Source organism: Bacillus sp. FSL M7-1345, from assembly GCF_038006985.1.
In the GTDB taxonomy this organism is placed as follows: domain Bacteria; phylum Bacillota; class Bacilli; order Bacillales; family Bacillaceae_G; genus Bacillus_A; species Bacillus_A cereus_U.
Window position 1 is genome coordinate 358,234 of record NZ_JBBOWG010000001.1, and the last position, 26,531, is coordinate 384,764.

Here is a 26,531-nt window from a genome sequence, read left to right on the forward strand (position 1 = left end):
GTTATTCCTCTGCTAATGATGATTTGATATATTGTTTTGCAACTAACGCACATTGTGCATCATAATCATTTATTTCCTTATTGGTTGGTTTTTTATGAGCCAGTTTGTTAAATGGATCAATGGATTGAAGATAGTTCATGACAATATGCTCTTCTGCTTTAGATGCTTTTTTATCTATTAAGGCATGCCCAATATGACGCATAACATCACCAATTCTATCATAACCTAGTTCCAATGCTGTTTTATACGAATTAACTGCAGGCTTATATTCACCAAGAATATATAGTACTTTTCCTAGATTATAGTATGCCTGAAAATGTTTTGGATTTACCTTAATTGCTTTGATATATTGTTCTTTAGCTTGTTCGTAGAGTCCTCTCCTTTTATAAGACACTCCCAGATCTAATAAGGGCACATAATCATTTGATTGTTGTGATGAATCTAAGAATTGCAAATTAACACGGTCTCCTGGTCTAAAATGTGTAGGAAAGCGATTTGATAGAGAGTTCATTTTATTTTTCACCTCTATTTCCATCTCTATTTCTATCTTGGCCAATATAAAAGCCACTGCTCCAAAAATCGAATATGTTTGCCGATCTACTACACGACTGTACAATTCACTGTTCGCCTCTTCATAACCTATAGAATGTGCTTCAGCAATAATTTGTTTTTTTAAATCGGCACGAAACCTTTTGAATGATGTTTCTTTAAGTTTTTCATAACCATATCTTTCTACTAATGCTTTCGCTGCTGTAAATGTTGATTTGTTCAGCGTTTTATAAAACTGTGACTCTAATGTGTCATCTGCAATGAAGCCATCTCTCCAATTTTGAATTGCTTTTCTCATCATTAATCCCCATTTCATGTAGAATAAAGAGTTTTTTATGTCATTATAGGTAAAATGAACACGACAGGCGGTACTTGCATTTAGTGTAAGGATACTGAATAACCTTCCAGAGCGGCAAGATGATTTTATAATAAAGTGACCGATTTACTAAATCTAGCTAATGAAAATATTGACTACAATTAATCTTCTTCAAGGTGAACATCGAGGTGCAAAATAAATAGAAGACCTGTAGCAAATATGTCCTCCTGGTTCTTTGCTTTATATAAATTTTACTATTTTTATAAATGTTTTTATACCACTAAAATTTACACTTAGATAAATGTTTCTTTCTAGGGTGTAGAATCTATAATTTTTAAGAACGGAAAAAAGAAAATTCAATTGCGGGAAGATAGTGGAATTATAGATAAACAATCCCTTTCTTTTTAATCAAACTTGTGATCATTAAAAGCATTGGGACGGGCTTCCAGAGCCACCGGGAGAGCAGGGATAAAAGGACTACTAGTGTAAAATTAATGAAGGAAACCCTGCATAAGTTGCTTCAAGAACATGAAGCAATTTTACAAGCTTATAAATATAAATGATATAACGCCGGAGTTACTTCATAAGTTTATTCATAAAATTGAGTTGCAGGAAAATAAGGGTGTTATTATCCACTACCATTGTGCTACCCCTTTTTTGTCGATTGAAGCAGTGACCAGTAGTCGACACATGTGGATTGTGTGACTTGATTGAGTTTAAAAGAAGGTAACTAACAGCAAGAAGTATCACAAGAGCGTAGTCATACAACTCATATATTATCACTGATAGATTTGCGGGAAAGCCGTCTTTCATAAAATAAGCTGAGAGCAGAAAACGAGCAGTGTTTTTGAGAAATCAAAGTACTGCTTTTTCTTTCAGTCAATACTGTGGTGGAAAGAGACAAAAATGAATCGAAAAATCATTTCAATCTTTCTCCAGACTTACAGTATTAGTGGTGTTTTGATATAACCTTCACAAGCATTAATCCGGATAAGACTACAAAACACACCTCTAAAATGTTAAAGTATTAATTTAGCGGACATTAACTAAAAGGTTATATTAAACAGGATAGTTTAAAGCATGTTAGAGGATAAACTTTAACTGTTGTATAAATAATCAACATTTCAGGAGGACAAACAATGGCTATAAGTAATAATGATATATTAATTCGAGTAAGATATGCTCTGGATATAAAAGATACAGATATGGTGGAGATATTTAAACTTGGTGGCGTTGAAGTAACAAAAGAAGAAGTGCGAAAGATGCTGACAAAATTAAAAAACAGTTACTATGATGAAGTTGATGATATTGATGTAGTTGAATATGATTACGAAATAAAATGCAATAATGTTATGTTAGAGTCATTTTTGAATGGTTTTATTACTTTTAAAAGAGGAAAACAAGATCCAAAACCAGGGCAATCGGATAGACAAGCGATGTCTTTAAAGAGTAATGGAAGTGTTAATAATCTCGTTCTAAAAAAATTGAAGATAGCACTATCATTAACAAGTGAAGATATGCTTGATATATTAGAAGACGTAGGAGTCATCGTAACAAAAGGGGAATTAAGCGCTCTACTAAGAAAAGAAGGCCATAAGAATTACAAAGAGTGCGGTGATAGATACGCAAGGAATTTCTTAAAGGGATTAGCTGTAAGCTATAGAGGATAAGAAATAAGCATTGTAACATTTATGATAAAGCAGTAAATGATATAATAGGTAGAGTAGGATGTTTGTATCCTGCTCTTTTTTATTTGTAAAAATAATTATGAACGAATACGTTAGGTGATGAAATGGTACATACATATTTAGGTGAGACAATTAATTTTCATATAACTTATAAGAAGAAAAAGTCGGTGCGTCTTTATGTAGATTCTTACGGAAATGTTGAGGTGCAAGCCCCGAAAGGAACGCCTGTTGAATACTTAGTCCAATTGTTAGAGGAGAAATGGGATTGGATTCAGGCAACACGTAAGGAAATGCAGGAGCGGGCGCTTGGACCACAGGAAAAGGGTTATGATCAAGGAGAAGGTTTTCTGTATTTAGGGAATACGTATCCGATACAGATTTCTCAAGATGCGAGCATTGAACAAGACAATGCAGTTTTTGAAGGTGAGAAGCTACATATTTATGTGAAAGAGCTTAAGGATGAGAAAATACAACAAGCTTTAAAACGATTTTACTATAAGCAGTGCAAAGCATTAGTGGAGAAAAGTATTAAAGCACATCAAAATAATTTCAAAACAAAACCGCGTTCTATTCGTATTACAGATAGTAGTCGTACGTGGGGAACTTGTGATTCAAATCTACAACTAACATTCAATTGGAAGCTAGCGATGGCACCACAGAGGGTAATTGACTATGTAGTTGTTCATGAAATGTGTCATATGGTTCATTTAAATCATGATCGATCTTTTTGGCGTCTTGTTGGGAAGATAATGCCTGATTATAAGGAAATGGAAAACTGGTTAGCGTTATCGAGTTGGAAGATGACGGTTTAGTAATGCGCTTTATATAGGTTGCGATTATTGTAAATATTTGTCGGTAAGTCGATATATTTCAAAAATCGCTGATATATTTGGAGTTGCGGTCGATATATTTCAAAAATCGCTGATATATTTGGAGTTGCGGTCGATATATTTCAAAAATCGCTGATATATTTGGAGTTGCGGTCAATATATTCAAAAAATCGCTCATATAATCTCATTTACCAGGTAATTATTGAATGAGGAGAAAGTAAAAGGAGATGTCACAGTGGACATCTCCTTTTACGGGTGTAGGAATTATCGTCCAAACTTCACAACGAAATTCCCATCTATTTTCTCCATCTCATATCCACGATACCCCTCCGAAAGTAACGCTTGCTTTTCACTAACATCACTCATCGGAATATCTTTAACATCCGTCCAATCTCTTTCTGTATCCTTACGCAATTCCTTCACAAAAACATACCGCATGCTCCCGCCATACTTCTCCTTCAATGCAGCAATTTCCATTCCTTGCGCGAACTTATCTTTTAAACTAGGAATGTTAAAAGGTGCAACGGTGCAGCAAACGTAATCGTATTTGCTTTCTTCTTTTTGTAATTCATCCATGATGATTGTGGCTAATATTTTTTGCATCCCATTTCCTCGGCAGTTTGGATGAACGTTTGAGATTTCTTGATAGATGACGCGGTGTAGCTCGCTTTCTGGTAGGCCAATATCAAGTCCTAAATGTTCATCGTCGATAGGAGGGACTAGTAGGGCTCGAAATGCGATGAGCTCGTTTTGTATAAAGGCACCGATCATCATTCCGTTTTCTTCTAGAATGTATTGAAATTCTTCTAGCGAGAGTGGTTGTAAACGACCTTTATCTTCTAGCGCTTCAACTACAACGTTTTGTAATGATAAAATTTGTTCGATATGTTCTAAAGATAGTACTGTAACGTGAAATGGATCGTTGTTTTGTTTTAATTTTCCTTCGTAAAGAATCGTCATGTGTTAGTCCTCCTTTAGCGTACAATGTCTTGAAAGACGGTTAGTTCTTGTAGTGTATCTTCATTTATTTCAATGCCGAGTCCCGGCTTTTCGTTTAAGCGAATAAATGGTACGTCGTAATGTAAGTTTCCAATGTCTTTCGTGAATTTCAATGGTCCTGTCAGCTCGACGCTAGTAATGATTTTTTTTGAGAAAGCGACATGGAATCCTGCGGAAGAGGCGACTGATGATTCGACCATGGATCCAACTTGGCATTCAATGCCGGCCATTTCAGCTTGATGAGCGAGTTTTACAGCTGGATATATGCCGCCGCATTTCATTAGTTTTATATTCACTTTATCAGCTGCGTCTAATTTAATAATTTGGCGCATTTCACGAGAGCTTTTTAATCCTTCATCAATCATAAGCGGAAGGTCTGTTTTAGAACGAATGTGAGCCATTGCGTCAATATCGTCCGCGACAACAGGCTGTTCAATCCAGTCGATGTTTAAATGTCCTAATGAACGAAGTGCTGTTAATGTGTTTGCGCTATTTTTCCAGCCTTGGTTTACATCAACGCGAATCGCGATATCATTTCCTACACGTTCACGTACAGCTTCAATTCGTTTTACATCTTCTTGTACATTCGTGCCGACTTTCATTTTGAAAGATTGGTAACCTTTCTTAATCATAGAGGCAGCTTCTTCAGCCATATTTTCGGGACCTGCAATACTTAAGACGTGAGTGACAGGAAATTCTTCATGGTAGCGTCCGCCAATTAATTGATATACAGGTTGATTTAATTTTTTACCCAGTATATCAAAACAAGCGATATCAATCGCAGCTTTCGCAGTAGGAATACCGTAAATTGTATTGTCCATCATATCGTGTATTTTCTCGATATTCATTGGGTTTTGTCCGATAAGAGCAGGAGCTAGTGTATGTTTTAAAACATGGAAAGTACTTTCCCATGATTCACCTGTAACGTGATCATCGGCAACGCCTTCGCCGTAACCGATAATACCTTCATCTGTTTCCATTTTGACGATAATAGAAGGCATATCAGAATAAGAACCATAACTAATAACAAACGGATCGCGAAGCGGTAAACGAATTGCGTAAAGGTGAATAGCTGTAATTTTCATTGAATAAAGACCCCTTCCTGTTTACAATGGTTTTGTACATTTGATATAGTTGACGTTAAATAGTCGTTAATTAATGATAAGGAGTTAGAGAAAATGATGATAAAAATTGCAGTTGTCGGTTCAAAAGAGTTTATGGAGAATCTTTTACCTATTGCTCATAAACTAGAAGAGATAGAGATTGATCCATATATTTACCTTCACCCGGCAGAATCTTCTGAAATATTAAAACGTTTAAAACCTTGTGATGTTATCTTTTTCTCAGGTGCCCTACCTTATTATATGGCAAAAGAAATAAGAGAACAATTGCGAATTCCAAGTACGTACTTACAGCAAGACGAGACAACTGTCGCATCTTCACTCCTTTCTATAATATATCATCAAAGTATTCAACCTCATAAAATTTCAATTGATTTAGTAGATCGTTCGTTTATTACAAATGTGTTCCATGATATCGGTCTGAAAGAAACGCCGCAAGTGATGGATTATGAAAATATGCTATGGAGTAATGATGAAATTAAGAGAATCATTGATTTTCATTTAGCTAAATATCAATCTGGAGAGATTGATTTAGCTTTAACTAGTATTCACGCTGTCTACGACGAACTTCAAAAAATAGGTATTCCTTCAGAGCGTATGATAGATCCGACGCAATCAATTATACATGGGTTAAAAGATGCAAAAATAAAAGCTGAGTTAGCAAAAAGCCATTCAGCTACTGTTGGTGCTTGTATTATATCCTTTATAGAGTTACAAGAAAGATCGTTTGAACAATTAAATGTAATTTCAAAAGAATTACGTGGTTCATTTAAACAAGTTGATGAAATGACTTTTATTTTGTATACAACTCGTGGTGATATCGAATCGAGTACAAAAACAAATGCGATAGATCGTTTATTTACGAATATAGAAGGAGTGGTATCTATTGGATTTGGTTACGGAAAAACAGTAAATGAAGCGGAACAAAATGCAAAAATCGCTCAAGGTTTCGCAAAAAATAATCCGATAGAGCGCCGCTTTTATATACTAACAAGTGATAAAGAATTATTTGGTCCGTTCCCGAAAGAACAGAGAGTACAAAGTTTAAAAAACGATAATCCTGAATTAATGAAAATAGCGAAGGAAACGAAGCTTAGTCCTGCAAACCTGTCAAAAATTATTCAATTTAGTCAGTCGCGTCCATCATTGAAATTTACAGCGGCCGATCTTTCTGAATACTTACAAGTGACTCGGCGATCGACGGAAAGGCTGTTAAAGAAATTAGTTGATTACAGGTATGCCAATATTTGCGGCGAGGAAATGCCCTATCAACAAGGGCGCCCTCGTGCAATATATGAGCTGAATTTACCATTGTATTCGTTTCAAAAATTTTAAGCTTCTAGTTGCGCTTTTTGTTTTTTCAATAGGTCTGCTTTTTCAATATCCGATAGCTTCGTAATTGTGAAGCCAGTTATACCATAAATGATTGAAATAATAGGTACGATGAAATTCAATATAGCATAAGGAGCATATTCGAATGCGCCTACTCCAAGTGTTGCGAGTATAAATACACCACATGTATTCCAAGGTACGAAAACAGAAGTTAATGTTCCACCATCTTCTAATGCTCTGGATAAGTTTTTAGAATGTAGTCCTTTTTCTGTGTACGCATTTGCATACATTCTTGAAGGAACAACAATCGAAATATATTGTTCAGAGCAAGTAAGATTCGTTGCAAAGCAAGATGCGATAGTAGAAGCGATAAGTCCTTTTGATGATGTCGCTAATTTTAAAATTTGATTTACAATTGAGCGAAGAATGCCAGTATGTTCTAGTACTCCTCCGAAAGTCATAGCGACAATTGTCATAGAAACTGTATTCATCATCGAATCTAAGCCACCGCGGTTAAATAGTTCGTCTACTAGCTTGTTTCCAGTGTCTATGACAAATCCAGTTTGGAGTGCACCGACAGATGCTGAGACAGAACCACCTTGAATAAAGACTTGTGATAAAAATCCTAAAATAATACCTACGAGAATAGCTGGTATAGCTGGTACTTTTTTAGCGACCAATACCATAACGACTACGGGTATGATTAATAGGAAAGGCGAGATAACAAAGTTTTGTTGCAATACTTGTAACGTTTGATCGATGCTTTTTGCATCAATATTGTTATCACCGAAGCTTCTTCCTAATAAAGCATAGACGATAAGAGTAATAATTAAGCCTGGAATTGTAGTAAATAACATATGACGAATATGTGTGAATAAATCTGTATTTGTTAATCCTGCGGCTAAGTTTGTCGTGTCTGAAAGCGGTGACATTTTATCGCCGAAATAAGAACCGGAAATTATAGCGCCAGCAACCATTGGAGCTGGGATTCCCATACTTAGGCCAATTCCCATTCCTGCAACACCAATTGTTCCCATTGTAGACCAAGAGCTACCGATAGCTAATGCAACGATAGAACAAATAATTGTAATTGAAACTAAAAATAGTGATGGAGTTAAAAGTTTTAAGCCGTAATAAATCATAGTTGCGACGATTCCGCCGCCAATCCAAGCACCGATCGTTAAACCTACAAGAATAATGATAACGATAGCGGGTAATGCAAGGCGAATTCCTTTATACATCGATTCTTCAATGTCATTCCATTTGTAACCGTATCGCCAAGCGACGATAGAAGCAACGGTTGTACCGATAATAAGTGGGACGTGAGGGCTTTGTTCTAATACAACAATTGTAACCATCATAACTGCAACTGTAATGATAATAGGGATTATTGCTATGCTAAAAGGTATTTCTCTTTTCATAAACTGCCTCCTCATTATGTATGTTTGTATTTTTAGAATTGTCGCAAAATAGACGTTATTAAGTTATAATAACTAAAAATAGATGTAAGCGTCAATATAAAAACAGAAAATATCGAATGTTCTATTTGTATGGATATCTTTATAAGGTGAGTTGAAATCGGGTATTAACGGTATTAAAAAATAAATAATTGACTTTTTTCTTAAAATTCAATATGTTCATAAAAACATCTGTTTTTCATAAGTATAATTAATCTGAATGGTTTGTAATTAGGGGAAGGAGAATGAAGCTTTGAAAACATTAGAACTACAAGAGCGTTTAACTGAAATTTTTCAGCATTTACATGAAAACCCTGAAGTAAGCTGGAAGGAATATGAAACGACAGCTTATATTACTAACTTTCTAAAAGAAGAAGGAATTTCATATAAAATATTTGATGATTGCCCTGGCGTGATTGCTGAAATCGGAAGAGGGAATCCAGTTATCGCGATTCGTGCTGATATGGATGCACTATGGCAAGAAGTAGACGGAGAATTTAAAGCGAATCACTCATGCGGCCACGATGCTCATATGACGATTGTGATGGGCCTTATTTTACAATTGAAAAATATGAGATGGGATGGCGGTACTGTTAGATTTATTTTTCAGCCGGCAGAGGAAAAAGGGAATGGTTCTTTAAAGATGGTAGAGAAGGGCGCCGTGGATGATGCTGATTTCTTGTTTGGTGTTCATTTAAGACCAATTGAAGAACTGCCTTTGAAACAAGCTGCACCATCTATTCGTCACGGAGCAGCAGGATTTTTAGAAGGGACGATTCATGGAGATGATGCACACGGGGCACGCCCACATCAAGGTATAAATGCAATTGATGTCATCTCGATGATTAATATTGGATTGAAAAATATATGGCTACCGCCGCAGACGTCGTATTCTGTTAAGATGACGAGATGCCAAGCTGGTGGTGATAATCTAAATATTATTCCAGGTAACGGGCATTTTAGTTTAGATGTAAGAGCAGAAAATAACATATTACTAGATGAATTGAAGCGAAAAATAGAGCAAGTAATTCAGTCAGCTGAATCAATGGGATCTAAACTTTCTTATGAGTGGATTGATCTCGCACCAGGAGCTGAAGTGTCAGAAGAAGCTGAGCGTTTCGTGCGAAAAGGTATTCTTGAAGTATACGGGGAAGAGGGATGTGCTGGACCACTGTATACGACAGGAAGCGATGATTTCCATTACTACACAGTGAAGAGACCGCATTTAAAAGCTGTCATGCTTGGACTAGGGGCGAACTTACAACCTGGATTACACCATCCGTATATGAAGTTTGATCATAGCTGTATAATGGATGGAGTAGAAATATTGAAACAGACTGTATTGAAAGTGCTGGAAGACAGGGGCTAGAAAGCTCCTGTTTTTTGTAGGAATTTGTCGTTAAGTCGATATATTCGATTTTGCGGCGATATAATTTCACGTACCAATTAATTTGATGAAAAATTCTCCTCTAGTACATGGTGTATAATAATAAGTACCATTTGTTAATAGGAGAAAAAAATGAACGAACAATATTACGATGCTGTATTAAATATAAAAACCGTTGGTGAGCAAAAAGGGTTTAATAAATCTATGCACTATCACCGTTATGAACCGACACCGTATAGCGGGTTGGATGAGTTATTGAATCAATATGAAATAAAAAGTAGCGATCGAATTGTAGACTTTGGGTGTGGAAAAGGGAGATTGAATTTTTACATGCATCATAAGTGCGATGCATCAGCGGTTGGAATTGAAATGAATGAAGCGTTTTATAAAGAAGCAATGGAAAACCGTGAGCGTTATGCAAGGAAGGTAAGAAACAGTAAAGATAAAATTCAATTTGAATGTTGTTTAGCACAGGAATATGAGATTGATCCACGTGATAACCGGTTTTATTTCTTCAATCCATTTTCTGTCCAAGTGTTTATGAATGTAGTAAATAACATTTTGCTTTCGGTAGAGGAAATAGAGAGGAAAGTGGATATTATTTTATACTACCCTTCTGAAGATTATATTTTCTTCTTGGAGAATCAGACTGCTTTTGAATTGAAGAGAGAAGTTAGATTACCGGGTGCTTATGATAAGAATGGGAATGAGAGATTTTTAGTTTATACATTAGGATTATAAAAAAAGCAGGTGCCTTGGCACCTGCTTTTGTAAAACTCACGTCTATATAATTAGTTACGGATTAAGTAATCAAATGCACCTAAAGCTGCATTTGCACCTGAACCCATAGAGATGATGATTTGTTTGTACGGATTATTTGTACAGTCACCTGCACCAAACACTCCTGGTACGTTTGTAGCGCCGTGCTTGTCTGTTACGATTTCACCGCGAACGCGTTCAACTGTTTCACCTAACCAGTCTGTGTTTGGCACAAGACCGATTTGAACGAATACACCTTGTAATTCAACATGGTGTACTTCTTCAGTTTCACGATCGATGTAAGAAATACCGTTTACTTTGTCAGTACCAGTGATTTCTTTCGTTTGAACGTTTTTCAGAACAGTTACGTTTGGTAAGCTGTTAAGACGTTCTTGTAATACAGCATCAGCTTTTAATTCTGGCATGAATTCAAGAACAGTTACGTGCTTAACAATACCTGCTAAGTCGATAGCTGCTTCAATACCAGAGTTACCACCGCCGATAACCGCTACATCTTTTCCGATGAATAATGGACCGTCACAGTGTGGGCAGTATGCTACACCTTTGTTTTTGAACTCAGCTTCACCCGGTACGCCAACATTACGCCAGCGAGCACCTGTTGAAACGATTACGCTCTTACTTTTCAGAATAGCGCCGTTTTCAAGTTCCACTTCAATAAGTTCTTTTTTCTCTAAACGTTTCGCACGTTGTAGATTCATTACATCGATGTCGTATTCTTTTACGTGCTCTTCAAGGCTTGCTACTAGCTTAGGACCTTCAGTGCGTTTTACGCTGATGAAGTTCTCAATACCCATAGTATCCATTACTTGACCACCGAAGCGCTCAGCAACGATACCAGTGCGGATGCCTTTACGTGCTGCATAAATTGCTGCACTTGCACCAGCTGGGCCGCCACCAACAACAAGAACATCGTATGGATCTTTATCAGAAAGCTCTGATGCATCTGGACCGTTACCCATTTTAGCTAAAATTTCTTCAAGTGTCATACGACCACTTCCGAAAGATTCGCCGTTTAGGTAAACAGTTGGTACTGCCATGATGTCTTTGCTTTCTACTTCCTCTTTAAATGCAGCGCCATCAATCATAGTATGTGTAATACCAGAGTTTAGAACGCTCATTACGTTAAGAGCTTGTACAACATCAGGACAGTTATGACAACTTAGGCTGATATAAGATTCAAAATGATATTCGCCTTGAATGTTTTTGATTTGATCGATTAATTTTTGTTCAACTTTTGGAGCACGTCCACTAACTTGTAGTAAAGCTAACACTAATGAAGTAAATTCGTGTCCTAATGGAATACCAGCGAATACGACACCAGTGTCTTCGCCAGGGCGATTTACGCTAAAGCTTGGTGTTCTCTCTAGTTCAACTTTTTCTACTGTAATCTTAGATGACATAGTAGCTAATTCATCTACTAGAGCTAACATATCTTTAGATACGTTGCCTTCTCCTGCGCTTACTTTAAGTAAAATATCGTTCTCCATTAACTGAAGGTATTGGGATAGTTGTGTTTTTATATCTGCATCTAGTATCATTTTGATCGAACTCCTTAGATTTTGCCTACAAGGTCAAGGCTTGGTTTAAGTGTTGCAGAACCCTCTTGCCATTTAGCTGGACAAACTTCACCTGGGTTGTTACGTACGTATTGAGCTGCTTTAATTTTGTTAACAAGAATGCTTGCGTCACGACCGATACCGTCAGCATTGATTTCCATAGATTGGATAACGCCGTCTGGATCGATGATGAATGTACCACGAGCAGCAAGACCTTCTTCTTCAATTAAAACGTTGAAGTTGCTAGTGATTGTGCGAGTTGGGTCACCAATCATAATGTATTCGATTTTGCCAATAGTTTCTGAGCTATCATGCCAAGCTTTGTGAGTGAAGTGAGTGTCTGTAGATACAGAGTATACTTCAACACCTAAGTCTTTTAGAGTTGCATATTGGTTTTGTAAGTCTTCAAGTTCAGTTGGGCAAACGAATGTGAAGTCAGCTGGGTAGAAACAAACTACACTCCATTTTCCTTTTAAACTTTCGTCAGTAACTTGAATAAATTCTCCATTATGGTAAGCATTAGCTTTAAACGGTTTTACTTCTGTGCCGATTAATAACATATTAAAATTCCTCCTAAAGGTTGGTTTTGAGCATCGGAAATTAGTTTGCTCATAAAATATATTTTTTAATTAACTATAATAATTCTAATTCGATATTAATTATCATATAGAAGTGGTTATTTTGTCAAGAGAATAAACCAACTTTATACCAATTTAATTAATATTTATTCTCAATTAAGGTTGTTAGGGAATTAAAAGGTAATTTTTAAGTCATAAATTTTCAATGAGTGTTTGAAAGAGTAGTGTGTATGTTAGAGACATGGTGTAAGTATAAATTCTTAGGAAGGAAATATTTCTTAGAAGTTGTGGATTTGAAAAGGAACTGCTTACTTCTATTTTACAAAGAATTGTGCAATAAATAAAACAAAATGTATCGGAATCTTTGTGAACAATTATTGTCATCTTAAATATATATAATAAGAAGTATATTGCAATGAGAAATAGAAACATTGACGCTCATTTCTAACAAGATATAATAAAAGCGAGATATGTATTGCAATAGAGAAGATATAGTATAGATTGAAAAAATTTCAGTCTATTATTTTTTACGGCTTTTAGAAAACGTTTACATTTAGTGTGGAGGGGAAACCATGTCTAAGTTCACGAAGTATTTTTTAATGGAAGCTAAAGATGTGATTGCATATGTGCAAGAGAAATTACCTAAGTTCGAACATGCAAAGGGGCTAAAGTGTAAAGAAATAGGTGATGGTAATTTAAATTATGTGTTCCGCGTTTGGGATGAACAGAAGAACATTTCTGTCATTGTAAAGCAAGCTGGGGATACAGCGCGTATTTCAGATGAGTTTAAGTTGTCGACGAATCGAATTCGTATAGAATCAGATGTTTTGCGATTAGAAGGAGAGTTAGCACCTGGACTCGTGCCAAATGTATATTTGTTCGATAGTGTGATGAATTGTTGCGTGATGGAAGATTTATCAGATCACACAATATTGCGCACAGCACTCATAAATCATCAAATGTTTCCGAAGCTTGCTGAGGATTTAACTACTTTTATGGTAAACACTCTTCTATTAACATCAGATGTTGTAATGAATCATAAAGAAAAGAAGGAACTCGTGAAGAATTATATAAATCCTGAGTTATGTGAGATTACAGAGGACCTCGTATATTCAGAGCCATTCACAAATCATAATAAACGCAACGAATTGTTTCAATTAAATGAAGGATGGATTAGAGAGCATATTTATAGTGATAAAGAACTTCGTATGGAAGTAGCAAAACTTAAGTTTTCGTTTATGACGAATGCACAAGCGCTACTTCATGGTGATTTACATACTGGTTCTGTTTTTGTAAAAAGTGATTCTACAAAGGTTATTGATCCTGAATTTGCTTTTTATGGACCTATGGGATATGACGTTGGAAATATAATGGCAAATTTAATGTTTGCATGGGTGAATGCAGATGCAGTGATGCAATCTGGTATTGAGAAAGATACATATATGAACTGGATAGAATCTACCATGATAGATGTAATTGATTTATTTAAGAAGAAGTTTTTAGATGCTTGGGATATTCATGTGACAGAGATTATGGCGAAGGAAGAAGGCTTTAACCGAGTTTATTTACAATCTGTATTAGAGGATACAGCTGCAGTGACGGGTCTTGAGTTAATTCGTCGTATTGTTGGTCTAGCGAAGGTAAAGGATATTATTTGTATTGAGAATGACGCGGCGCGTGCTAGAGCGGAGCGAATTTGTCTTCAAGTAGCGAAGAAGTTTATTTTACAAGCGAATCAATATAAAACAGGTAGCAGTTTTGTAGAAACGTTAAAAAAACAGTCAATGCATAGTGCGAAATAAGGGGAGAAGATGATGGCAGAGCAATTAATACCAATTCAGTGGAAAGATGATGCTTTAGTGTTATTGGATCAAACGGTATTACCGAACGAAGTAGTCTATGAATCTTTTAAAACAGCTGAGGGTGTGTGGGATGCGATTCAAGTAATGAAAGTACGAGGAGCGCCGGCAATAGGTGTTTCAGCAGCCTACGGTGTGTATTTAGGGATAAAGGAAGTTACTAAAAGTTCGGCGGAAGAATTCATATCGGAAGTAAAAAAGGTATGTGCATACTTAGCGACATCAAGACCGACGGCAGTAAATTTATTTTGGGCGCTTGAAAGAATGGAAAGTGTAGCGAAAGAGAATGCTCACTTATCAATTGCGCAGTTGAAAGATAGATTATTAGAAGAAGCAAAAGAGATTCATAGAGAAGATGAAGAAATTAACCGTCAAATTGGAGAACATGCATTAACATTATTCCATGATGGCATGGGGGTATTAACGCATTGTAATGCAGGTGCGTTAGCAACGACTAAGTATGGTACTGCGACAGCTCCAATGTACTTAGCGAAAGAAAAAGGATGGGACTTAAAAATCTATTCGGATGAAACACGCCCTAGGTTACAAGGTTCAACGTTAACAGCATTAGAACTGCAGCGAGCGGGAATTGATGTAACGGTCATTACAGATAATATGGCGGCAATGGTCATGTCACAAGGGAAAATCGATGCAGTAATCGTTGGATGTGATCGTGTAGCAGCAAACGGGGATGTAGCAAATAAAATTGGAACATTAGGTGTTTCGATTTTGGCTAAATATTATAACATTCCGTTTTATGTAGCAGCACCAACGCCGACAATTGATTTGAAAACACTGACAGGAAAAGAAATTCCAATTGAAGAAAGGGATGCTTCTGAAGTGATCAATCGCTTCGGACAATACTCTGCTCCGCAAGAAAGTAAAGTATACAATCCGGCATTTGATGTCACGCCATCTGACAATGTAACAGCGATTATTACGGAAAAAGGAATTGTGAAAGCACCGTTTACGGAGAATTTAAAAAAGCTATTTTAGTAAGTAGATATATATAGTCAGTCATCATAAGCTTCATACTTAGGGGGATGTATATGTTATTACAAAAAGAAAGAGAAGAAATTGTAGCGTATGGAAAGAAAATGATCTCTAGTGGTTTAACAAAGGGGACGGGGGGAAATATTAGTATTTTCAATCGTGAACAAGGTCTTGTTGCAATTAGCCCAAGTGGTCTAGATTATTATGAAACGACGCCTGAAGATGTAGTTATATTGAATTTAGATGGTGAAGTGATAGAGGGAGAGAGAAAACCATCAAGTGAATTAGATATGCATCTTATCTATTATAGAAATCGTGAAGATATAAATGCGCTTGTACATACACATTCTCCTTATGCGAAGACAATCGCATCATTAGGATGGGAACTTCCTGCTGTGTCATATTTAATTGCTTTTGCAGGTCCGAATGTTCGCTGTGCACCGTATGAAACATTTGGTACGAAGCAATTAGCAGAGGCTGCTTTTGAAGGAATGATTGATCGTCGTGCAGTTTTACTTGCGAATCATGGTTTAATGGCCGGTGCGAATAATATAAAAATGGCGTTTACTATTGCAGAAGAAATAGAGTTTTGTGCTCAAATTTATTATCAAACGAAAAGTATCGGAGAACCGAAATTACTGCCAGAAGACGAGATGGAGAATTTGGCGAAGAAGTTTGAAGGGTATGGGCAGCAGTAGAATGAAATGAAAACCCCCTCAAGAAAAAATCTTGAGGGGGTTTTTCTATGCCTTCTTCAATAACAAATACATAAAGTAAGGTGCACCAATTAAAGCAACGACAATCCCTGCTGGAATACCGTTAGGTTCAACGATATTTCGTCCGATTGTGTCTGCAAATAGTAATAGCCATCCACCAATTAAAACAGCGATTGGCATGAAGATTTGATGCCTTGGACCTACTAAAGATTTCGCGATGTGAGGAGCCATTAGTCCAATAAAGCTAATGCCACCTGTTACAGAAACAGCAGCGGCAGCAAGTGCAACGGCTGCGATTAATAAGTATCTTCGCTCTTTTTCAATTTCAATTCCAACACCGATTGCTACTGGCTCGTTTAATGCTAGTATATTTAATCGATTTGCTTTATAGAAGACAAATGGGATTAATACGATTAGCCAAGGAAGCATTGCTAAAACAAATGTCCAGTCATCTCCCCAAATGTTTCCGGCAATCCATTTGGCGATAAAGTCCACTTTCATACGATCAGCGGATGAAATAAGGACAATCATTATTCCAGATAGTGCAAATGAAAAACCGATGCCGGTTAATGTTAATCGTATTGGCTGAAGGCCGGTGGATTTACTATATGAAAATACGTAAATTAGAACAGCTGTTAGAAACGCACCGATAAATCCAACAACTGGTAGTAGGTAAAGAAATGAACCTACGTCTATCGGGAAGTATAGAAAGAAAACAGAAACTGCAACACCAGCACCAGCGTTAATGCCGAGAATACCAGGTTCAGCTAAATCGTTTCGGGTAATACCTTGTAATACAGCACCTGATAAAGCGAGAGCCATACCAGCTAATAATGTAATGACGATTCTAGGTAGCCTTAAAGAATATAAAACGAATTCTTCTTTAAATGTACCTTGTCCCATAAGTGTTGGGATTAATCTGTCATAGGAGAGAGCGGCAGAACCGAGTCCCATTCCAATTACAATTGTTGTGATGGTAAGTATAAGTAATGCAAGTATGATAAGGCGTTGTTTCTTTAGAATAGATTGCATCATGAGAAAGTTCTTCCTCCTTTACGTACAATGAATAGGAAGAATGGTAATCCTACAATTGCGACGATTGCAGCAACTGGTGTTTCATACGGAGCGTTAATTGTACGTCCGATTGTATCTGCGAGCAGCATAAAGGAAGCACCAGCAATCGCTGACATTGGTATAACAAAACGGTAGTCTGGTCCAACGATTGGACGAACCATATGGGGTACCATAAGTCCGATAAATGCCATGTTTCCGACAAGTGCTACAGAAGCACCAGCAAGCAAGATAATAATGATAAATAAAATCGTTTTAATAACGATAATTTTTTGACCGAGTCCAACGGCAACTTCTTCACTGAAACTAAGAACTGTTAATTTCTTTGCAAGTAAGATAGCGATAAATATACTTATTGAAATAACCGGAATAATAATTTTTAATTGGCTCCAACTCGTTCCAATTACGCCCCCAGCCGTCCACATTGATACATCTTGTGAAATTTTAAAGTAAATGCCAACACCTTCTGAGATTGCAAGTAGAAATGCTGAAACAGCAGCACCAGCTAATACAATTCGAAGAGGGGAAAGTCCGCCCTTTTTCACCATGCCAATTCCAAATACCATAATAGCGCCAATTGCAGCACCGATAAAGCAAGCTAGTGTTAAGTAAAGGTAGCTTATAGAAGGATTGAAAGCAAGTGTTAGTGCAAGTGCGGCATTTGCGCCACCAGTTAAGCCTAGTAATCCCGGATCGGCAAGTGGGTTTCGAGTTAATCCTTGCATAATTGCACCAGAAACAGCGAGTCCAGCTCCTACAAAAATAGCAGCAACTTCACGTGGTAAACGTATTTCACGCAGGATGGATAGCTTATCTCCTTTAGCAGAGGAAGTGAGTGCTAACCATACGTCTTTTATAGAAGTATCTGCAGCACCTAATACCATTGCAAACATAAAAATAAGAAAGAATGCAATGATACTCAAAATTAATTTGTATGTAAAAGCGTTGGAACGTAGGTTGTCTTGCTCTTTTTTCATCAGTTTCACATCTTTTCTTTTCATAGAATAAAGGAAGAGGAATTCTTAAATTAAGAATTCCTCATGTTTGTGTTATTGACCAAGAAAGCTCTTCTTGAAGAAGTCTAGTTGGAAATCTAATGTAAGTGGATCATTGAAATAGAATTCCATCATGTTTGCTTCATATACACGATTATTTTTCACTGCTGGAATGTTTTTATATGATTCTGTCTCTTGGAATGAGTTATCAGTATCTTTGTTTTTACTTACGATTAAGTAATCACCAGCGAACTCAGGTAATACCTCAGTAGATAATGCGTAGTATCCTTCTTTTAAAGCTTTTTCTTTTACTTTTTCAGGCATTTTTAATTTCATTTCTTGGTAAAGAATTTCTGTTCCACGGCCCCAGTTTTCGCCATATACGTAAAGCTGTTTGTTGAAGTTTTCAACAACAGAAACTGTTGCATCTTCACCAATCTTCGCTTTAATGTCTTTTCCAGCTGTTTGTGCGCGTTTCTTGAAATCATCAACCCAAGTTTTTGCTTCTTTTTCTTTATTTAATAATTTACCGATTTCTAAGTGTTGTGTTAAGTAATCAACTTTTCCGTAAGTGTATGTTACAGTAGGAGCGATTTTCTTTAACTTATCAACATTTTTAACATTTGATAAACCAATGATTAAATCTGGATTTAATTCTGCAATCTTTTCAACATTCTCATCTGATACTTCAGCGACATTTTTCAGTTTGCTATCGAAACGTGGGTTTTGTTTAGACCATGAATCTACCCCAACAAGGTTTACACCTAATGACATTACGTTACCAGCGAATGATGATAGGACAACAACACGTTGTGGATTTGCTGGAACTTCTACTTTACCATTTTCTGATTGGTATGTAATTGTTTCTGATTTTTTACCTTTTGCGTCGTTCTTCTTGTCTGTTGAACCGTTGCTACAAGCACTCATAACAAGGACGAACAGAACTGTTAGTGAAATAAATAATTTTTTCATCGTCTTTCTCCTTTTGATAGATGATATGTGATATACAATAAATTGTTTAGCTTTAATCTTTTGAAAAGTAGTGGTAATACAAAAGTCTTATTAACAATCTTGAACTTGAGATTTTACCATATAGTATTCACCATAGTAATAGAAGAAGATATAATCTCACAGTTGCTAATAATTAACAAATTGATAATGATTATCACTATTGATTCTTTAAATACTATAATTTTATATAGGTGTATTGTCAATAGTAATTTTGATTGTAAATTTTGCGGAAACAAGTTATATTTTATTGAGAATGATAATCAATGATTAATAGCTGAGGAGTGGGCATGAATGAATCAAGAAGAATTGTTTGATGTAACCGTGATAGGCGGAGGACCTGCAGGACTTTATTCAGCGTTTTATAGTGGACTAAGAGAGATGAAAACGAAAATAATAGAGTTTCAACCACAGTTAGGTGGTAAAATACATGTTTATCCGGAGAAAATGATTTGGGATATTGGCGGATTATTACCAGTTACTGGTGAGAAATTAATTGAGCAACTTGTACAACAAGGATTAACATTTCAGCCTGAAGTTGTATTGAATACAAAAATAGAATCAATTATTCGCAATCAGGATGGCATTTTTACGTTAAAAACAAGCTCTGGGGAAGAACATTTTTCAAAAACAGTGATAGTCGCAACTGGGAGTGGTATATTGAATCCACAAAAGTTATCAATTGAAGGTGCGGAGAGATTCGAAGTCTCAAATTTAAATTATACAGTTAAATCGTTAAAACGTTTCAAAGATAAAACGGTAATTATTTCAGGTGGAGGGAACTCCGCAATTGATTGGGCGAACGAATTAGAACCAATAGCGAAAAAAGTTTATTTAACATATAGAAAAGAAGAATTATCTGGTCATGAAGCACAAGTAAAACATCTTATGAACAGTTCAGCAGAATGTTTCTTTAATACATCGATTACAAAATTAATTGCCGGTGATAACCATGAAGCGATTGAACATGTAGAATTAACAAATCATGAAACTGGAGAGGTTTCTCATTTATCTGTTGAAGAAGTTATTATTAATCATGGATATGAACGTGACATTACATTATTGGAAAATAGTGAGCTAGATGTCGCTATTGTTGATAATTATTATATTGCAGGGAATGCAAATAGTGAGTCCTCGGTAGACGGGTTATATGCCGCTGGAGATATTTTAAAGCATGACGGAAAATTACATTTAATCGCAGGAGCGTTCCAAGATGCTGGAAATGCTGTGAATAAAGCGAAACAATTTATTCAACCAGATGCAAGTGAGTACGGAATGGTTTCTTCGCATAATGAAGTATTTAAGAAGAGAAATCGAGAATTGATAAAGCAGATGATGAATTAATAAAGAAACAAGTATACCCCCATTTACTTCTCTATTCGTATGGACGAGAGAGGTAAATGGGGGTTTTCCTGTTTATTATATCTTCAATCATTATCATGACACCGGTTTCATTAGTTCATGTGGCATGAACGTTTTATTTGTAATCTCTCTAGAAAACAATGAATTTAGGATTGGTTTATGCTGTCCCTTTTTCCTGTTCATTAGGAAATGGTATATTTAGTATAGACGCAATGTATTGTTTTCCGTGTTTTCGAGCTAATGATTCTAATATTTGGCGAACGCGTTTTGTAAGATGACCTTGTTTTTTTATAGCCTCACAATATACGTCATAGAAAACGTATTTAGCCCAAAGGAAATCATCTTGTTGGAATAAGAAATGATTTTTGTACCATTCGCCAATTGTATGATAGCAATTGTTTTCATGTACTGCTGCACTTTGTGAAAGAATACGATCGGATAAAGAATTAGATAGATGAGAAATTGTGTTTTCTGTTTCAACTTGTAATGTTTTTTCTAACATTGTAATGATGTGACGAGTAGCCATATGTTAACTCTCCTTTGTGTAAATGGGTAATACCATTCTATATTTTAAAAAATACTTACTATACTATTATACAATATATGGAATGCATCTACCTGCTTTTTAATTTGTATTTACAAAATCTTTTTTATTTGTTTACAAAAATAAAGTAAGATACAGTATATATATGAAAAAATAATAAAGGAATGAACACATTGTATATAACGATAGAAGAGGCTGCGGAGTATTTGAATTTACCAAAATCTTATGTTGAAGATTTGATTCAGCAAAAGAAAGTTCGTGCGTTGTTCGATGGAGAGCAATATTTATTAAATAAAGAACAATTTAATACACATTTAGAGCAAATGGAGAAATATAAACAGTTAGTGGAAGAAATATTAAACGAACCAATTCCGGAAGATATGGATGTTAAGGACGAAGATTAAATTTATGAAAAGATCCCGTAATAAGATATGCAGGAATGTATCTTATTACGGGATCTTTTTGTATTAAGATATAAAAAATTACCGGAAACCCTAGGATTCATTTAAGCGGAGGAAGGTTTCGTAGGTATTAGTACTACATGTTAAAAGCATATTTTTTCATAGCGGGGACAAACATAGAGAACGTAACCTGTACAGATACATATACTATCAGTGCAAAAGCTTATAAATTAATGGAAGGGGTTTTCTCGTGAGTTTATTTAATTGGGATTTTTTGGAAGGTTTAATTGGATCTTATGTAAGAGTAAACAGAGGTGGACCAGAATCTCAAAAAGGAGCAATAGTATCAGTATATGCGGACTACTTCGTATTACAGAATGAAAAAGGAGAGTACCATTACTACCAGCTTCGCCATCTGAAAAGCATTACAAAAAATACGAAAGAGGGTGGGATAGGTGATTCTGTATGGCCGGAAGAAGACAGTGCAGAAGACTTTGAAACGCTACTTCAAGGCTTCAAATACCGCTGGGTAAAAATTAATCGTGGTGGTCCAGAGAAAATTGAAGGTATTTTACAAGATGTTTCTAGCGATCATGTAACGTTAATTATAAAAGAAGAAGTTGTATTAATTGCACTATCTCATATTAAAAGTGTTAATTATAATGCACCAGTAAGTGGAGAGAGCGATGAGAGTAGTGATGAGAGTAGCGATGAGAAAAGTAATGAAAACAGCAATAATTCAAGTCGAGCTCGCGCACAAAGACAATCAAGTAGAGGAAGATAATACAGAAAGGAGGATACGAATTTGAAGGGTGTAGTATGCTGTGATCAAATCAAAGGTTTAGTCGGTGAGAATGTAAAAGTAAATCTTCGCGGACCGGAAAGTCGAGTAGGTGTACTGTCAGTGTTAGGAAAAGATTACCTTACACTACAATTACCTCCTGGAGAAGTGGTGTATTATCAACTGAAACATGTGAAGAGTCTAGTCAAGAAAGTGAAAGAAGCACAAGGAGACTATGGTTCATGTTTCTACGCTGATGAAGATACTTTTTTAGATGTATTAAATGACTTGAAGTATAAGTGGATAAAGATTAATCGTGGTGGACCAGAGTGTGTGGAAGGTTTATTAAGTGATATACATGATAATTGTATTACACTAGTAAACTGTGATGAAGTCATTTATGTAATTAATTCTCATATTAAGAGTGTGAGTCAAGTAGTTAAAAGTAAAAAGAATGAAAAAGAATAATGTTTAATAAATAAGAGGGGCATTATGATTGAAAGTGAAGAACGATTTCATATTTCGCTGCAATAATTTCGCGGTATATGAAAAAGAATTCTTACTATTAAAAGACAGAACATTGCCCCTGATTATTTTTTAGAAATGGAAGACAGAAAAGTGCAATTCCATAGAAAGGAGGATATAGATGAATGAGTTAAACAAAAATATTGGAGAAAATATATACGTTAAATTAATCGGTGAAAAAAGATTTAAAGGTGTATTAATTGATGTAGGGAATGATATTGTTGTTCTTTACAATGGACAAGACTATGTATATATATCTTTATATCATATTCAATATTATAGATTTTTAAGAGAGTATGATGAAGAAATATTAAAACCAGATGTGGATTCTGTAATTAAGAGGGAATCACCTTCAATTTCTTTGAGAAAAGTATTAAGTACATCTAAAGGGATTTTTACAGAAATTTATGTGGCAGGAAATGCTCCAATACACGGTTATGTTACAAGTGTAATGAACGATTATATTGTTTTTTATAGCCCAGTTTATAGAACGGTATATATATCTTTAAAGCATTTGAAATGGTTAATTCCTTATAAAGAGAACCAAGTACCTTATTCCCTCAATAAAAATGAACTCCCCGTAAATCCATTAAATATTACTTTAGCTAGAACGTTTGAAGAACAGCTTATTAAAATGGCTGGGAGAATTATGGTGTTTGATTTAGGTGAGGAATCTAATAAAATTGGAAAAATGGCGAAAATTGATGAAGGACATATTGAAATATTAAAAGCACGTGACGCAAAAATGTACGTGAATATTCAACATGTGAAATCTGTCCATTGTCCGTAGGCTAGTTTAAAGGGCTGGCTTTTTCTTTTATATATGCGGAAGAAAAGGTCGAGCCTATTTGTTTACCGCTATTTGGGTATGAGGGGGAAAGCGAATTGAATATATAAGTATGTTACTGTTTTTTACTTATGAAGAGGTAATCTTGTACGAAATTATAAAAAATCTGTACGAGCTATCTTTTATTGTATTCAATTCATTTTTTGAGGAAGTACTGCTCAACTAATCTATTAAAGGGGTTTTGTTTGTGGAGCAGTTTCCAAATGCGTTTTCGATTACATTACTTGGCAGTGCTGGTGGGGCAGCAAAAGCAGTGTTAGCAATTTTGAATCAAGCGGTAGTAAATGAAAAAGATCCAATTTATGAAGTTATAAAGAATGTGAACTTCCATTTGGTGGATATAAAACAAAAAGATAAAAGTTATTATGATGAGTTGTTTCCAAATCTGAAAGGGCAATTTTTTTTATATGAAATAAACCTTCAAGATGTAGTCAAATTTAAACAACATTTAAAAGAAAAAAGAACGAAGGTTGTTATTGATGTTTCAGGGGCAGATACGATTAGGGTACTGAGTTGTTGTAATGACCTTGGCATTTGTTACATTAATTCGGCTTTGGAAAATGAGGCAGTAGATCAAGACGATAGTTTACTTGGTTTTCAGCTTACTGAAAGGTATACGAGGTTTGAGAAGGAGAAAGAAACATTTACAAATACAAGAGCGATTATAGGCTCAGGTATGAATCCGGGTGTTGTTCAATGGATGGTTGTTGAACTTATGAAAGAACGTCCAAATGAAAAGCCGCGAGCATGCTATATTGTAGAACATGATAATTCATTTTTGGGTGATAAAGGGCTAATAAAACCTCATACACTTTATGCATCATGGGCAGTAGAGCGTTTTCTTGATGAAGCGATATGGAGTTATCCTATGTATATGAGCCATCATCGTCCACTTTACTTTTATGAGGATGTATATGCTTCAGAGTATAAAGTGAATTTAGGTGAAAAAGAATTTTATGGTTGCTTAATGCCGCATGAAGAAGTTTTAATCTTGGGAAAATCTTTTAATATGGAAGTGGGTTTTCTTTATCGGATTAATGAGTATACAACAAACTTAATTAGACAGAACTTAGATAAAGTGGAAGATTTATGGAATTGGAATCGTAAAGTATTTAATCCAGCAGAAGATGATATTATAGGAGAAGATTTAGTCGGTGTGTTACTCGTTTATGAAAATAATGAGACATACATGTATAATGTAATGAATAGTAGCCAAGTTTTTCAAAAATATAAAACAAATGCGACGTACTTTCAAGTAGGGTGTGGAATTTATGCTGGTTTATGTAGTTTACTGTTAGATACTTTTGGACAAGGTGCTTATTATGTAGAAGAATTATTATTAAATACTGAAAGTAAGTATGGGGAATATTTAAATTTATATATGAAGGATTTTGTAGTAGGACATAATAATTTTACAGATGGATTGCTAAATGATAGGGTAAGATGGATATAAATTGTGACTGAAAAGGAAGGAGCTGTATCTCCTTCCTTTTATAGTATGAGAAGGTTACATGTTGCCCTGAAAGCAATTTCATAATTATAATTTAAAGAGATAATAGTTGAAATGTTTTTTTGGTATTGATCAAGAGGAGTTTTTATATGAACAAATACAAGAGCTTGATTTATGAAGAAAGAGAAGCTTTAAAAGTATTTATATTATTATTCTATATTATATTCTTTTTATATGATGTTATTTATTATTTCGTTTATCCTGCTATGAATATTAATGAAGCAAGGGTAGGGTGGCCAGAAGGTGGTATGGGAATAGGTGTATATATATTAGTAATATCTTTATTTCCTATTTCAATATATCTTCAAAAACAAGGTTATGTATATTTTGTAAAATATTTATTTTTAATTGGGTACATGCTTATTGATCTTATTAATAACTTAATGATTTATTTACACAGTGATCGTGTTTTTGAACAGGGAAATATGGTTGAAATATTTTTAATTTTATTTGCACCGATTTTCGTGAATAGAAAATATTTTTATTTCGTTTCCTGTAGTGTAATTGGAAAATATGTATTTTTTACTTTGATATTACAAGATGTAAAAGTTGTGATTCCGCTTGTATTATGTATATTCTTTTTCATCATTTCGCATTCTTTATTAAAGAGATTTCAATCTTATGTAAGGACAGTTGTTGAGATGATGAACAATATGAAAGAGACAGAAAATTTAGCTGTTATTGGGACTATGTCTACAACAATCGCTCATGAAATTCGAAATCCATTAACAGCTTTAAAAGGATTTACACAAATTCAAAAAGAAAGAAATCTTGAAGATACGATGAGCTATGAGATTATGCTGCAAGAAATTGAGAGAATTAATGAGTTTGTTAGTGAATTGATGTTATTAGGAAAACCGAAACCAACAAATTATGAAGGGTGTAATATACGGGAAATCCTTTTATATGTTGTACAGTTAATGGAAAGCTATGCGACTCAATATAAAGTGAAATTTCATTTGCAAGTAGATGGAAATTTACCCGTTATAAATGGTGATGATAAGCAATTAAAACAAGTGTTGTTAAACATCATCAAAAATGGAATTGAATCGATGCCAGAAGGTGGGGATATTCAGATTCACGCATATGAAAAAGTTGGAGAGAACTTGTGTATTTCTGTTGAAGATCAAGGTTTTGGGATAGAAAATGAGAAAATAGAAAAGATCGGAAAAGCTTTTTATACAACAAAAGAGAATGGTACAGGACTTGGATTAATGATTACATATAAAATTATTGAAGAACATCAAGGGAGTATCGCGATTCAAAGTAGTATGGGGGTAGGAACGAAAGTAGAAATTTATTTACCAACAGTGTAGTGCATTAGAC

25 protein-coding genes are annotated in these 26,531 nt (G+C 35.2%); 15 read left to right on the plus strand and 10 right to left on the minus strand.

From position 1 onward, the window contains the following. Nucleotide 1: 1 nt before the first annotated feature. Nucleotides 2–850, minus strand: a complete 849-nt coding sequence (locus MHB76_RS01905; RefSeq protein WP_340985537.1) for a tetratricopeptide repeat protein — start codon at nucleotides 848–850, stop codon at nucleotides 2–4. Nucleotides 851–2,004: 1,154 nt separating this feature from the next. On the opposite strand from MHB76_RS01905, the gene MHB76_RS01910 reads away from it, so the two are divergent. Together MHB76_RS01910 and MHB76_RS01915 are read left to right on the plus strand one after the other, a co-directional pair. Beyond that, a complete protein-coding gene (locus MHB76_RS01910; protein ID WP_002010158.1) occupies nucleotides 2,005–2,535 on the plus strand; it encodes a YehS family protein in 531 nt (176 codons plus the stop codon). A 122-nt stretch (nucleotides 2,536–2,657) separates the two neighbouring features. Next, complete coding sequence (locus tag MHB76_RS01915) at nucleotides 2,658–3,365, plus strand: M48 family metallopeptidase (RefSeq protein WP_078173542.1); 708 nt, start codon at nucleotides 2,658–2,660, stop codon at nucleotides 3,363–3,365. A 282-nt stretch (nucleotides 3,366–3,647) separates the two neighbouring features. On the opposite strand, the gene MHB76_RS01920 is transcribed toward MHB76_RS01915, so the two are convergent. After that, nucleotides 3,648–4,343, minus strand: coding sequence for an N-acetyltransferase (locus MHB76_RS01920; protein ID WP_078173541.1), 696 nt, complete (start codon nucleotides 4,341–4,343; stop codon nucleotides 3,648–3,650). 14 nt (nucleotides 4,344–4,357) lie between these two features. Then, complete coding sequence (locus tag MHB76_RS01925; protein WP_078173540.1) at nucleotides 4,358–5,467, minus strand: mandelate racemase/muconate lactonizing enzyme family protein; 1,110 nt, start codon at nucleotides 5,465–5,467, stop codon at nucleotides 4,358–4,360. 93 nt (nucleotides 5,468–5,560) lie between these two features. On the opposite strand from MHB76_RS01925, the gene MHB76_RS01930 reads away from it, so the two are divergent. Next, on the plus strand, nucleotides 5,561–6,838 hold the full coding sequence (locus tag MHB76_RS01930) for a transcriptional regulator (protein WP_078173539.1): 1,278 nt from the start codon (nucleotides 5,561–5,563) through the stop codon (nucleotides 6,836–6,838). Here MHB76_RS01930 and nhaC read toward each other — a convergent pair. Further along, a complete protein-coding gene (gene nhaC / locus MHB76_RS01935) occupies nucleotides 6,835–8,256 on the minus strand; it encodes a Na+/H+ antiporter NhaC (RefSeq protein WP_340985538.1) in 1,422 nt (473 codons plus the stop codon). The two genes, MHB76_RS01930 and nhaC, sit on opposite strands and share 4 nt — an antisense overlap. Before the next feature lie 289 nt (nucleotides 8,257–8,545). On the opposite strand from nhaC, the gene MHB76_RS01940 reads away from it, so the two are divergent. Both MHB76_RS01940 and MHB76_RS01945 read left to right on the plus strand, forming a co-directional pair. Then, nucleotides 8,546–9,661, plus strand: a complete 1,116-nt coding sequence (locus tag MHB76_RS01940; RefSeq protein WP_340985539.1) for a M20 peptidase aminoacylase family protein — start codon at nucleotides 8,546–8,548, stop codon at nucleotides 9,659–9,661. Nucleotides 9,662–9,811: 150 nt separating this feature from the next. Further along, a complete protein-coding gene (locus MHB76_RS01945) occupies nucleotides 9,812–10,420 on the plus strand; it encodes an SAM-dependent methyltransferase (protein WP_002159465.1) in 609 nt (202 codons plus the stop codon). Nucleotides 10,421–10,470: 50 nt separating this feature from the next. Here MHB76_RS01945 and ahpF read toward each other — a convergent pair whose 3' ends face one another. Together ahpF and ahpC are read right to left on the minus strand one after the other, a co-directional pair. Beyond that, nucleotides 10,471–11,997 carry an alkyl hydroperoxide reductase subunit F gene (ahpF, locus tag MHB76_RS01950; protein ID WP_078173536.1) on the minus strand — a complete coding sequence of 509 codons (1,527 nt, stop codon included), beginning with the start codon at nucleotides 11,995–11,997 and terminating at the stop codon, nucleotides 10,471–10,473. Nucleotides 11,998–12,011: 14 nt separating this feature from the next. Then, the gene (gene ahpC, locus MHB76_RS01955) at nucleotides 12,012–12,575 is read right to left on the minus strand and encodes an alkyl hydroperoxide reductase subunit C (RefSeq protein WP_002115711.1); all 564 of its coding nucleotides are present in this window, start codon (nucleotides 12,573–12,575) and stop codon (nucleotides 12,012–12,014) included. Between the two features lie 590 nt (nucleotides 12,576–13,165). On the opposite strand from ahpC, the gene mtnK reads away from it, so the two are divergent. The 3 genes from mtnK to MHB76_RS01970 are packed head-to-tail and all read left to right on the plus strand — an operon-like array spanning nucleotide 13,166 to nucleotide 16,143. Continuing rightward, nucleotides 13,166–14,395, plus strand: coding sequence for an S-methyl-5-thioribose kinase (mtnK, locus tag MHB76_RS01960; RefSeq protein ID WP_002159463.1), 1,230 nt, complete (start codon nucleotides 13,166–13,168; stop codon nucleotides 14,393–14,395). A gap of 12 nt (nucleotides 14,396–14,407) precedes the next feature. Then, entirely contained in the window at nucleotides 14,408–15,448 is a 1,041-nt protein-coding gene (gene mtnA / locus MHB76_RS01965) for an S-methyl-5-thioribose-1-phosphate isomerase (protein WP_078173535.1), read from the plus strand. Between the two features lie 53 nt (nucleotides 15,449–15,501). Further along, nucleotides 15,502–16,143: an L-fuculose-phosphate aldolase gene (locus tag MHB76_RS01970; RefSeq protein ID WP_002159461.1), complete on the plus strand. Its 642-nt coding sequence runs from the start codon at nucleotides 15,502–15,504 to the stop codon at nucleotides 16,141–16,143. A 45-nt stretch (nucleotides 16,144–16,188) separates the two neighbouring features. Here the strand turns inward: MHB76_RS01970 and MHB76_RS01975 are convergent, their stop codons facing one another. From MHB76_RS01975 to MHB76_RS01985, 3 genes are read right to left on the minus strand one after another with little or no spacing between them, the layout of a single operon-like run. Continuing rightward, on the minus strand, nucleotides 16,189–17,196 hold the full coding sequence (locus MHB76_RS01975; RefSeq protein WP_016103411.1) for a FecCD family ABC transporter permease: 1,008 nt from the start codon (nucleotides 17,194–17,196) through the stop codon (nucleotides 16,189–16,191). After that, the gene (locus tag MHB76_RS01980; RefSeq protein ID WP_002139451.1) at nucleotides 17,193–18,233 is read right to left on the minus strand and encodes a FecCD family ABC transporter permease; all 1,041 of its coding nucleotides are present in this window, start codon (nucleotides 18,231–18,233) and stop codon (nucleotides 17,193–17,195) included. Before MHB76_RS01980 ends, MHB76_RS01975 begins: the two co-directional genes overlap by 4 nt. Nucleotides 18,234–18,281: 48 nt before the next feature. Then, complete coding sequence (locus tag MHB76_RS01985; protein ID WP_002159458.1) at nucleotides 18,282–19,199, minus strand: iron-hydroxamate ABC transporter substrate-binding protein; 918 nt, start codon at nucleotides 19,197–19,199, stop codon at nucleotides 18,282–18,284. Nucleotides 19,200–19,529: 330 nt separating this feature from the next. Between MHB76_RS01985 and MHB76_RS01990 the strand changes: the two genes are divergently transcribed. Next, nucleotides 19,530–20,579 carry an NAD(P)/FAD-dependent oxidoreductase gene (locus MHB76_RS01990; protein ID WP_078173534.1) on the plus strand — a complete coding sequence of 350 codons (1,050 nt, stop codon included), beginning with the start codon at nucleotides 19,530–19,532 and terminating at the stop codon, nucleotides 20,577–20,579. A gap of 175 nt (nucleotides 20,580–20,754) precedes the next feature. Here the strand turns inward: MHB76_RS01990 and MHB76_RS01995 are convergent, their stop codons facing one another. Beyond that, nucleotides 20,755–21,123, minus strand: coding sequence for a hypothetical protein (locus tag MHB76_RS01995; RefSeq protein WP_002159456.1), 369 nt, complete (start codon nucleotides 21,121–21,123; stop codon nucleotides 20,755–20,757). A gap of 182 nt (nucleotides 21,124–21,305) precedes the next feature. Between MHB76_RS01995 and MHB76_RS02000 the strand changes: the two genes are divergently transcribed. From MHB76_RS02000 to MHB76_RS02025, 6 genes are all read left to right on the plus strand, one after another. Further along, nucleotides 21,306–21,545, plus strand: coding sequence for a helix-turn-helix domain-containing protein (locus tag MHB76_RS02000; protein WP_080018159.1), 240 nt, complete (start codon nucleotides 21,306–21,308; stop codon nucleotides 21,543–21,545). A gap of 247 nt (nucleotides 21,546–21,792) precedes the next feature. Next, nucleotides 21,793–22,326 carry a spore coat protein B gene (locus MHB76_RS02005; RefSeq protein ID WP_016103413.1) on the plus strand — a complete coding sequence of 178 codons (534 nt, stop codon included), beginning with the start codon at nucleotides 21,793–21,795 and terminating at the stop codon, nucleotides 22,324–22,326. 21 nt (nucleotides 22,327–22,347) lie between these two features. Continuing rightward, complete coding sequence (locus MHB76_RS02010; protein WP_078173532.1) at nucleotides 22,348–22,791, plus strand: spore coat protein; 444 nt, start codon at nucleotides 22,348–22,350, stop codon at nucleotides 22,789–22,791. Nucleotides 22,792–22,969: 178 nt separating this feature from the next. Then, nucleotides 22,970–23,638, plus strand: a complete 669-nt coding sequence (locus MHB76_RS02015) for a hypothetical protein (protein WP_002159453.1) — start codon at nucleotides 22,970–22,972, stop codon at nucleotides 23,636–23,638. A 244-nt stretch (nucleotides 23,639–23,882) separates the two neighbouring features. Next, nucleotides 23,883–25,148, plus strand: coding sequence for a hypothetical protein (locus MHB76_RS02020; RefSeq protein ID WP_016103415.1), 1,266 nt, complete (start codon nucleotides 23,883–23,885; stop codon nucleotides 25,146–25,148). 146 nt (nucleotides 25,149–25,294) lie between these two features. After that, on the plus strand, nucleotides 25,295–26,521 hold the full coding sequence (locus tag MHB76_RS02025) for an ATP-binding protein (protein ID WP_078173531.1): 1,227 nt from the start codon (nucleotides 25,295–25,297) through the stop codon (nucleotides 26,519–26,521). The last annotated feature ends 10 nt before the right edge of the window (nucleotides 26,522–26,531 follow it).

What these genes read in the sequence shown, in the direction of transcription:
- MHB76_RS01905 (WP_340985537.1), bottom strand. Translation starts at nt 850, where the DNA reads ATGATGAGAAAAGCAATTCAAAATTGGAGAGATGGCTTCATTGCAGAT.
- MHB76_RS01910 (WP_002010158.1), top strand. Translation starts at nt 2,005, where the DNA reads ATGGCTATAAGTAATAATGATATATTAATTCGAGTAAGATATGCTCTG.
- MHB76_RS01915 (WP_078173542.1), top strand. Translation starts at nt 2,658, where the DNA reads ATGGTACATACATATTTAGGTGAGACAATTAATTTTCATATAACTTAT.
- MHB76_RS01920 (WP_078173541.1), bottom strand. Translation starts at nt 4,343, where the DNA reads ATGACGATTCTTTACGAAGGAAAATTAAAACAAAACAACGATCCATTT.
- MHB76_RS01925 (WP_078173540.1), bottom strand. Translation starts at nt 5,467, where the DNA reads ATGAAAATTACAGCTATTCACCTTTACGCAATTCGTTTACCGCTTCGC.
- MHB76_RS01930 (WP_078173539.1), top strand. Translation starts at nt 5,561, where the DNA reads ATGATGATAAAAATTGCAGTTGTCGGTTCAAAAGAGTTTATGGAGAAT.
- nhaC (WP_340985538.1), bottom strand. Translation starts at nt 8,256, where the DNA reads ATGAAAAGAGAAATACCTTTTAGCATAGCAATAATCCCTATTATCATT.
- MHB76_RS01945 (WP_002159465.1), top strand. Translation starts at nt 9,812, where the DNA reads ATGAACGAACAATATTACGATGCTGTATTAAATATAAAAACCGTTGGT.
- ahpF (WP_078173536.1), bottom strand. Translation starts at nt 11,997, where the DNA reads ATGATACTAGATGCAGATATAAAAACACAACTATCCCAATACCTTCAG.
- ahpC (WP_002115711.1), bottom strand. Translation starts at nt 12,575, where the DNA reads ATGTTATTAATCGGCACAGAAGTAAAACCGTTTAAAGCTAATGCTTAC.
- mtnK (WP_002159463.1), top strand. Translation starts at nt 13,166, where the DNA reads ATGTCTAAGTTCACGAAGTATTTTTTAATGGAAGCTAAAGATGTGATT.
- mtnA (WP_078173535.1), top strand. Translation starts at nt 14,408, where the DNA reads ATGGCAGAGCAATTAATACCAATTCAGTGGAAAGATGATGCTTTAGTG.
- MHB76_RS01970 (WP_002159461.1), top strand. Translation starts at nt 15,502, where the DNA reads ATGTTATTACAAAAAGAAAGAGAAGAAATTGTAGCGTATGGAAAGAAA.
- MHB76_RS01975 (WP_016103411.1), bottom strand. Translation starts at nt 17,196, where the DNA reads ATGATGCAATCTATTCTAAAGAAACAACGCCTTATCATACTTGCATTA.
- MHB76_RS01980 (WP_002139451.1), bottom strand. Translation starts at nt 18,233, where the DNA reads ATGAAAAGAAAAGATGTGAAACTGATGAAAAAAGAGCAAGACAACCTA.
- MHB76_RS01985 (WP_002159458.1), bottom strand. Translation starts at nt 19,199, where the DNA reads ATGAAAAAATTATTTATTTCACTAACAGTTCTGTTCGTCCTTGTTATG.
- MHB76_RS01990 (WP_078173534.1), top strand. Translation starts at nt 19,530, where the DNA reads ATGAATCAAGAAGAATTGTTTGATGTAACCGTGATAGGCGGAGGACCT.
- MHB76_RS01995 (WP_002159456.1), bottom strand. Translation starts at nt 21,123, where the DNA reads ATGGCTACTCGTCACATCATTACAATGTTAGAAAAAACATTACAAGTT.
- MHB76_RS02000 (WP_080018159.1), top strand. Translation starts at nt 21,306, where the DNA reads ATGAACACATTGTATATAACGATAGAAGAGGCTGCGGAGTATTTGAAT.
- MHB76_RS02015 (WP_002159453.1), top strand. Translation starts at nt 22,970, where the DNA reads ATGAATGAGTTAAACAAAAATATTGGAGAAAATATATACGTTAAATTA.
- MHB76_RS02025 (WP_078173531.1), top strand. Translation starts at nt 25,295, where the DNA reads ATGAACAAATACAAGAGCTTGATTTATGAAGAAAGAGAAGCTTTAAAA.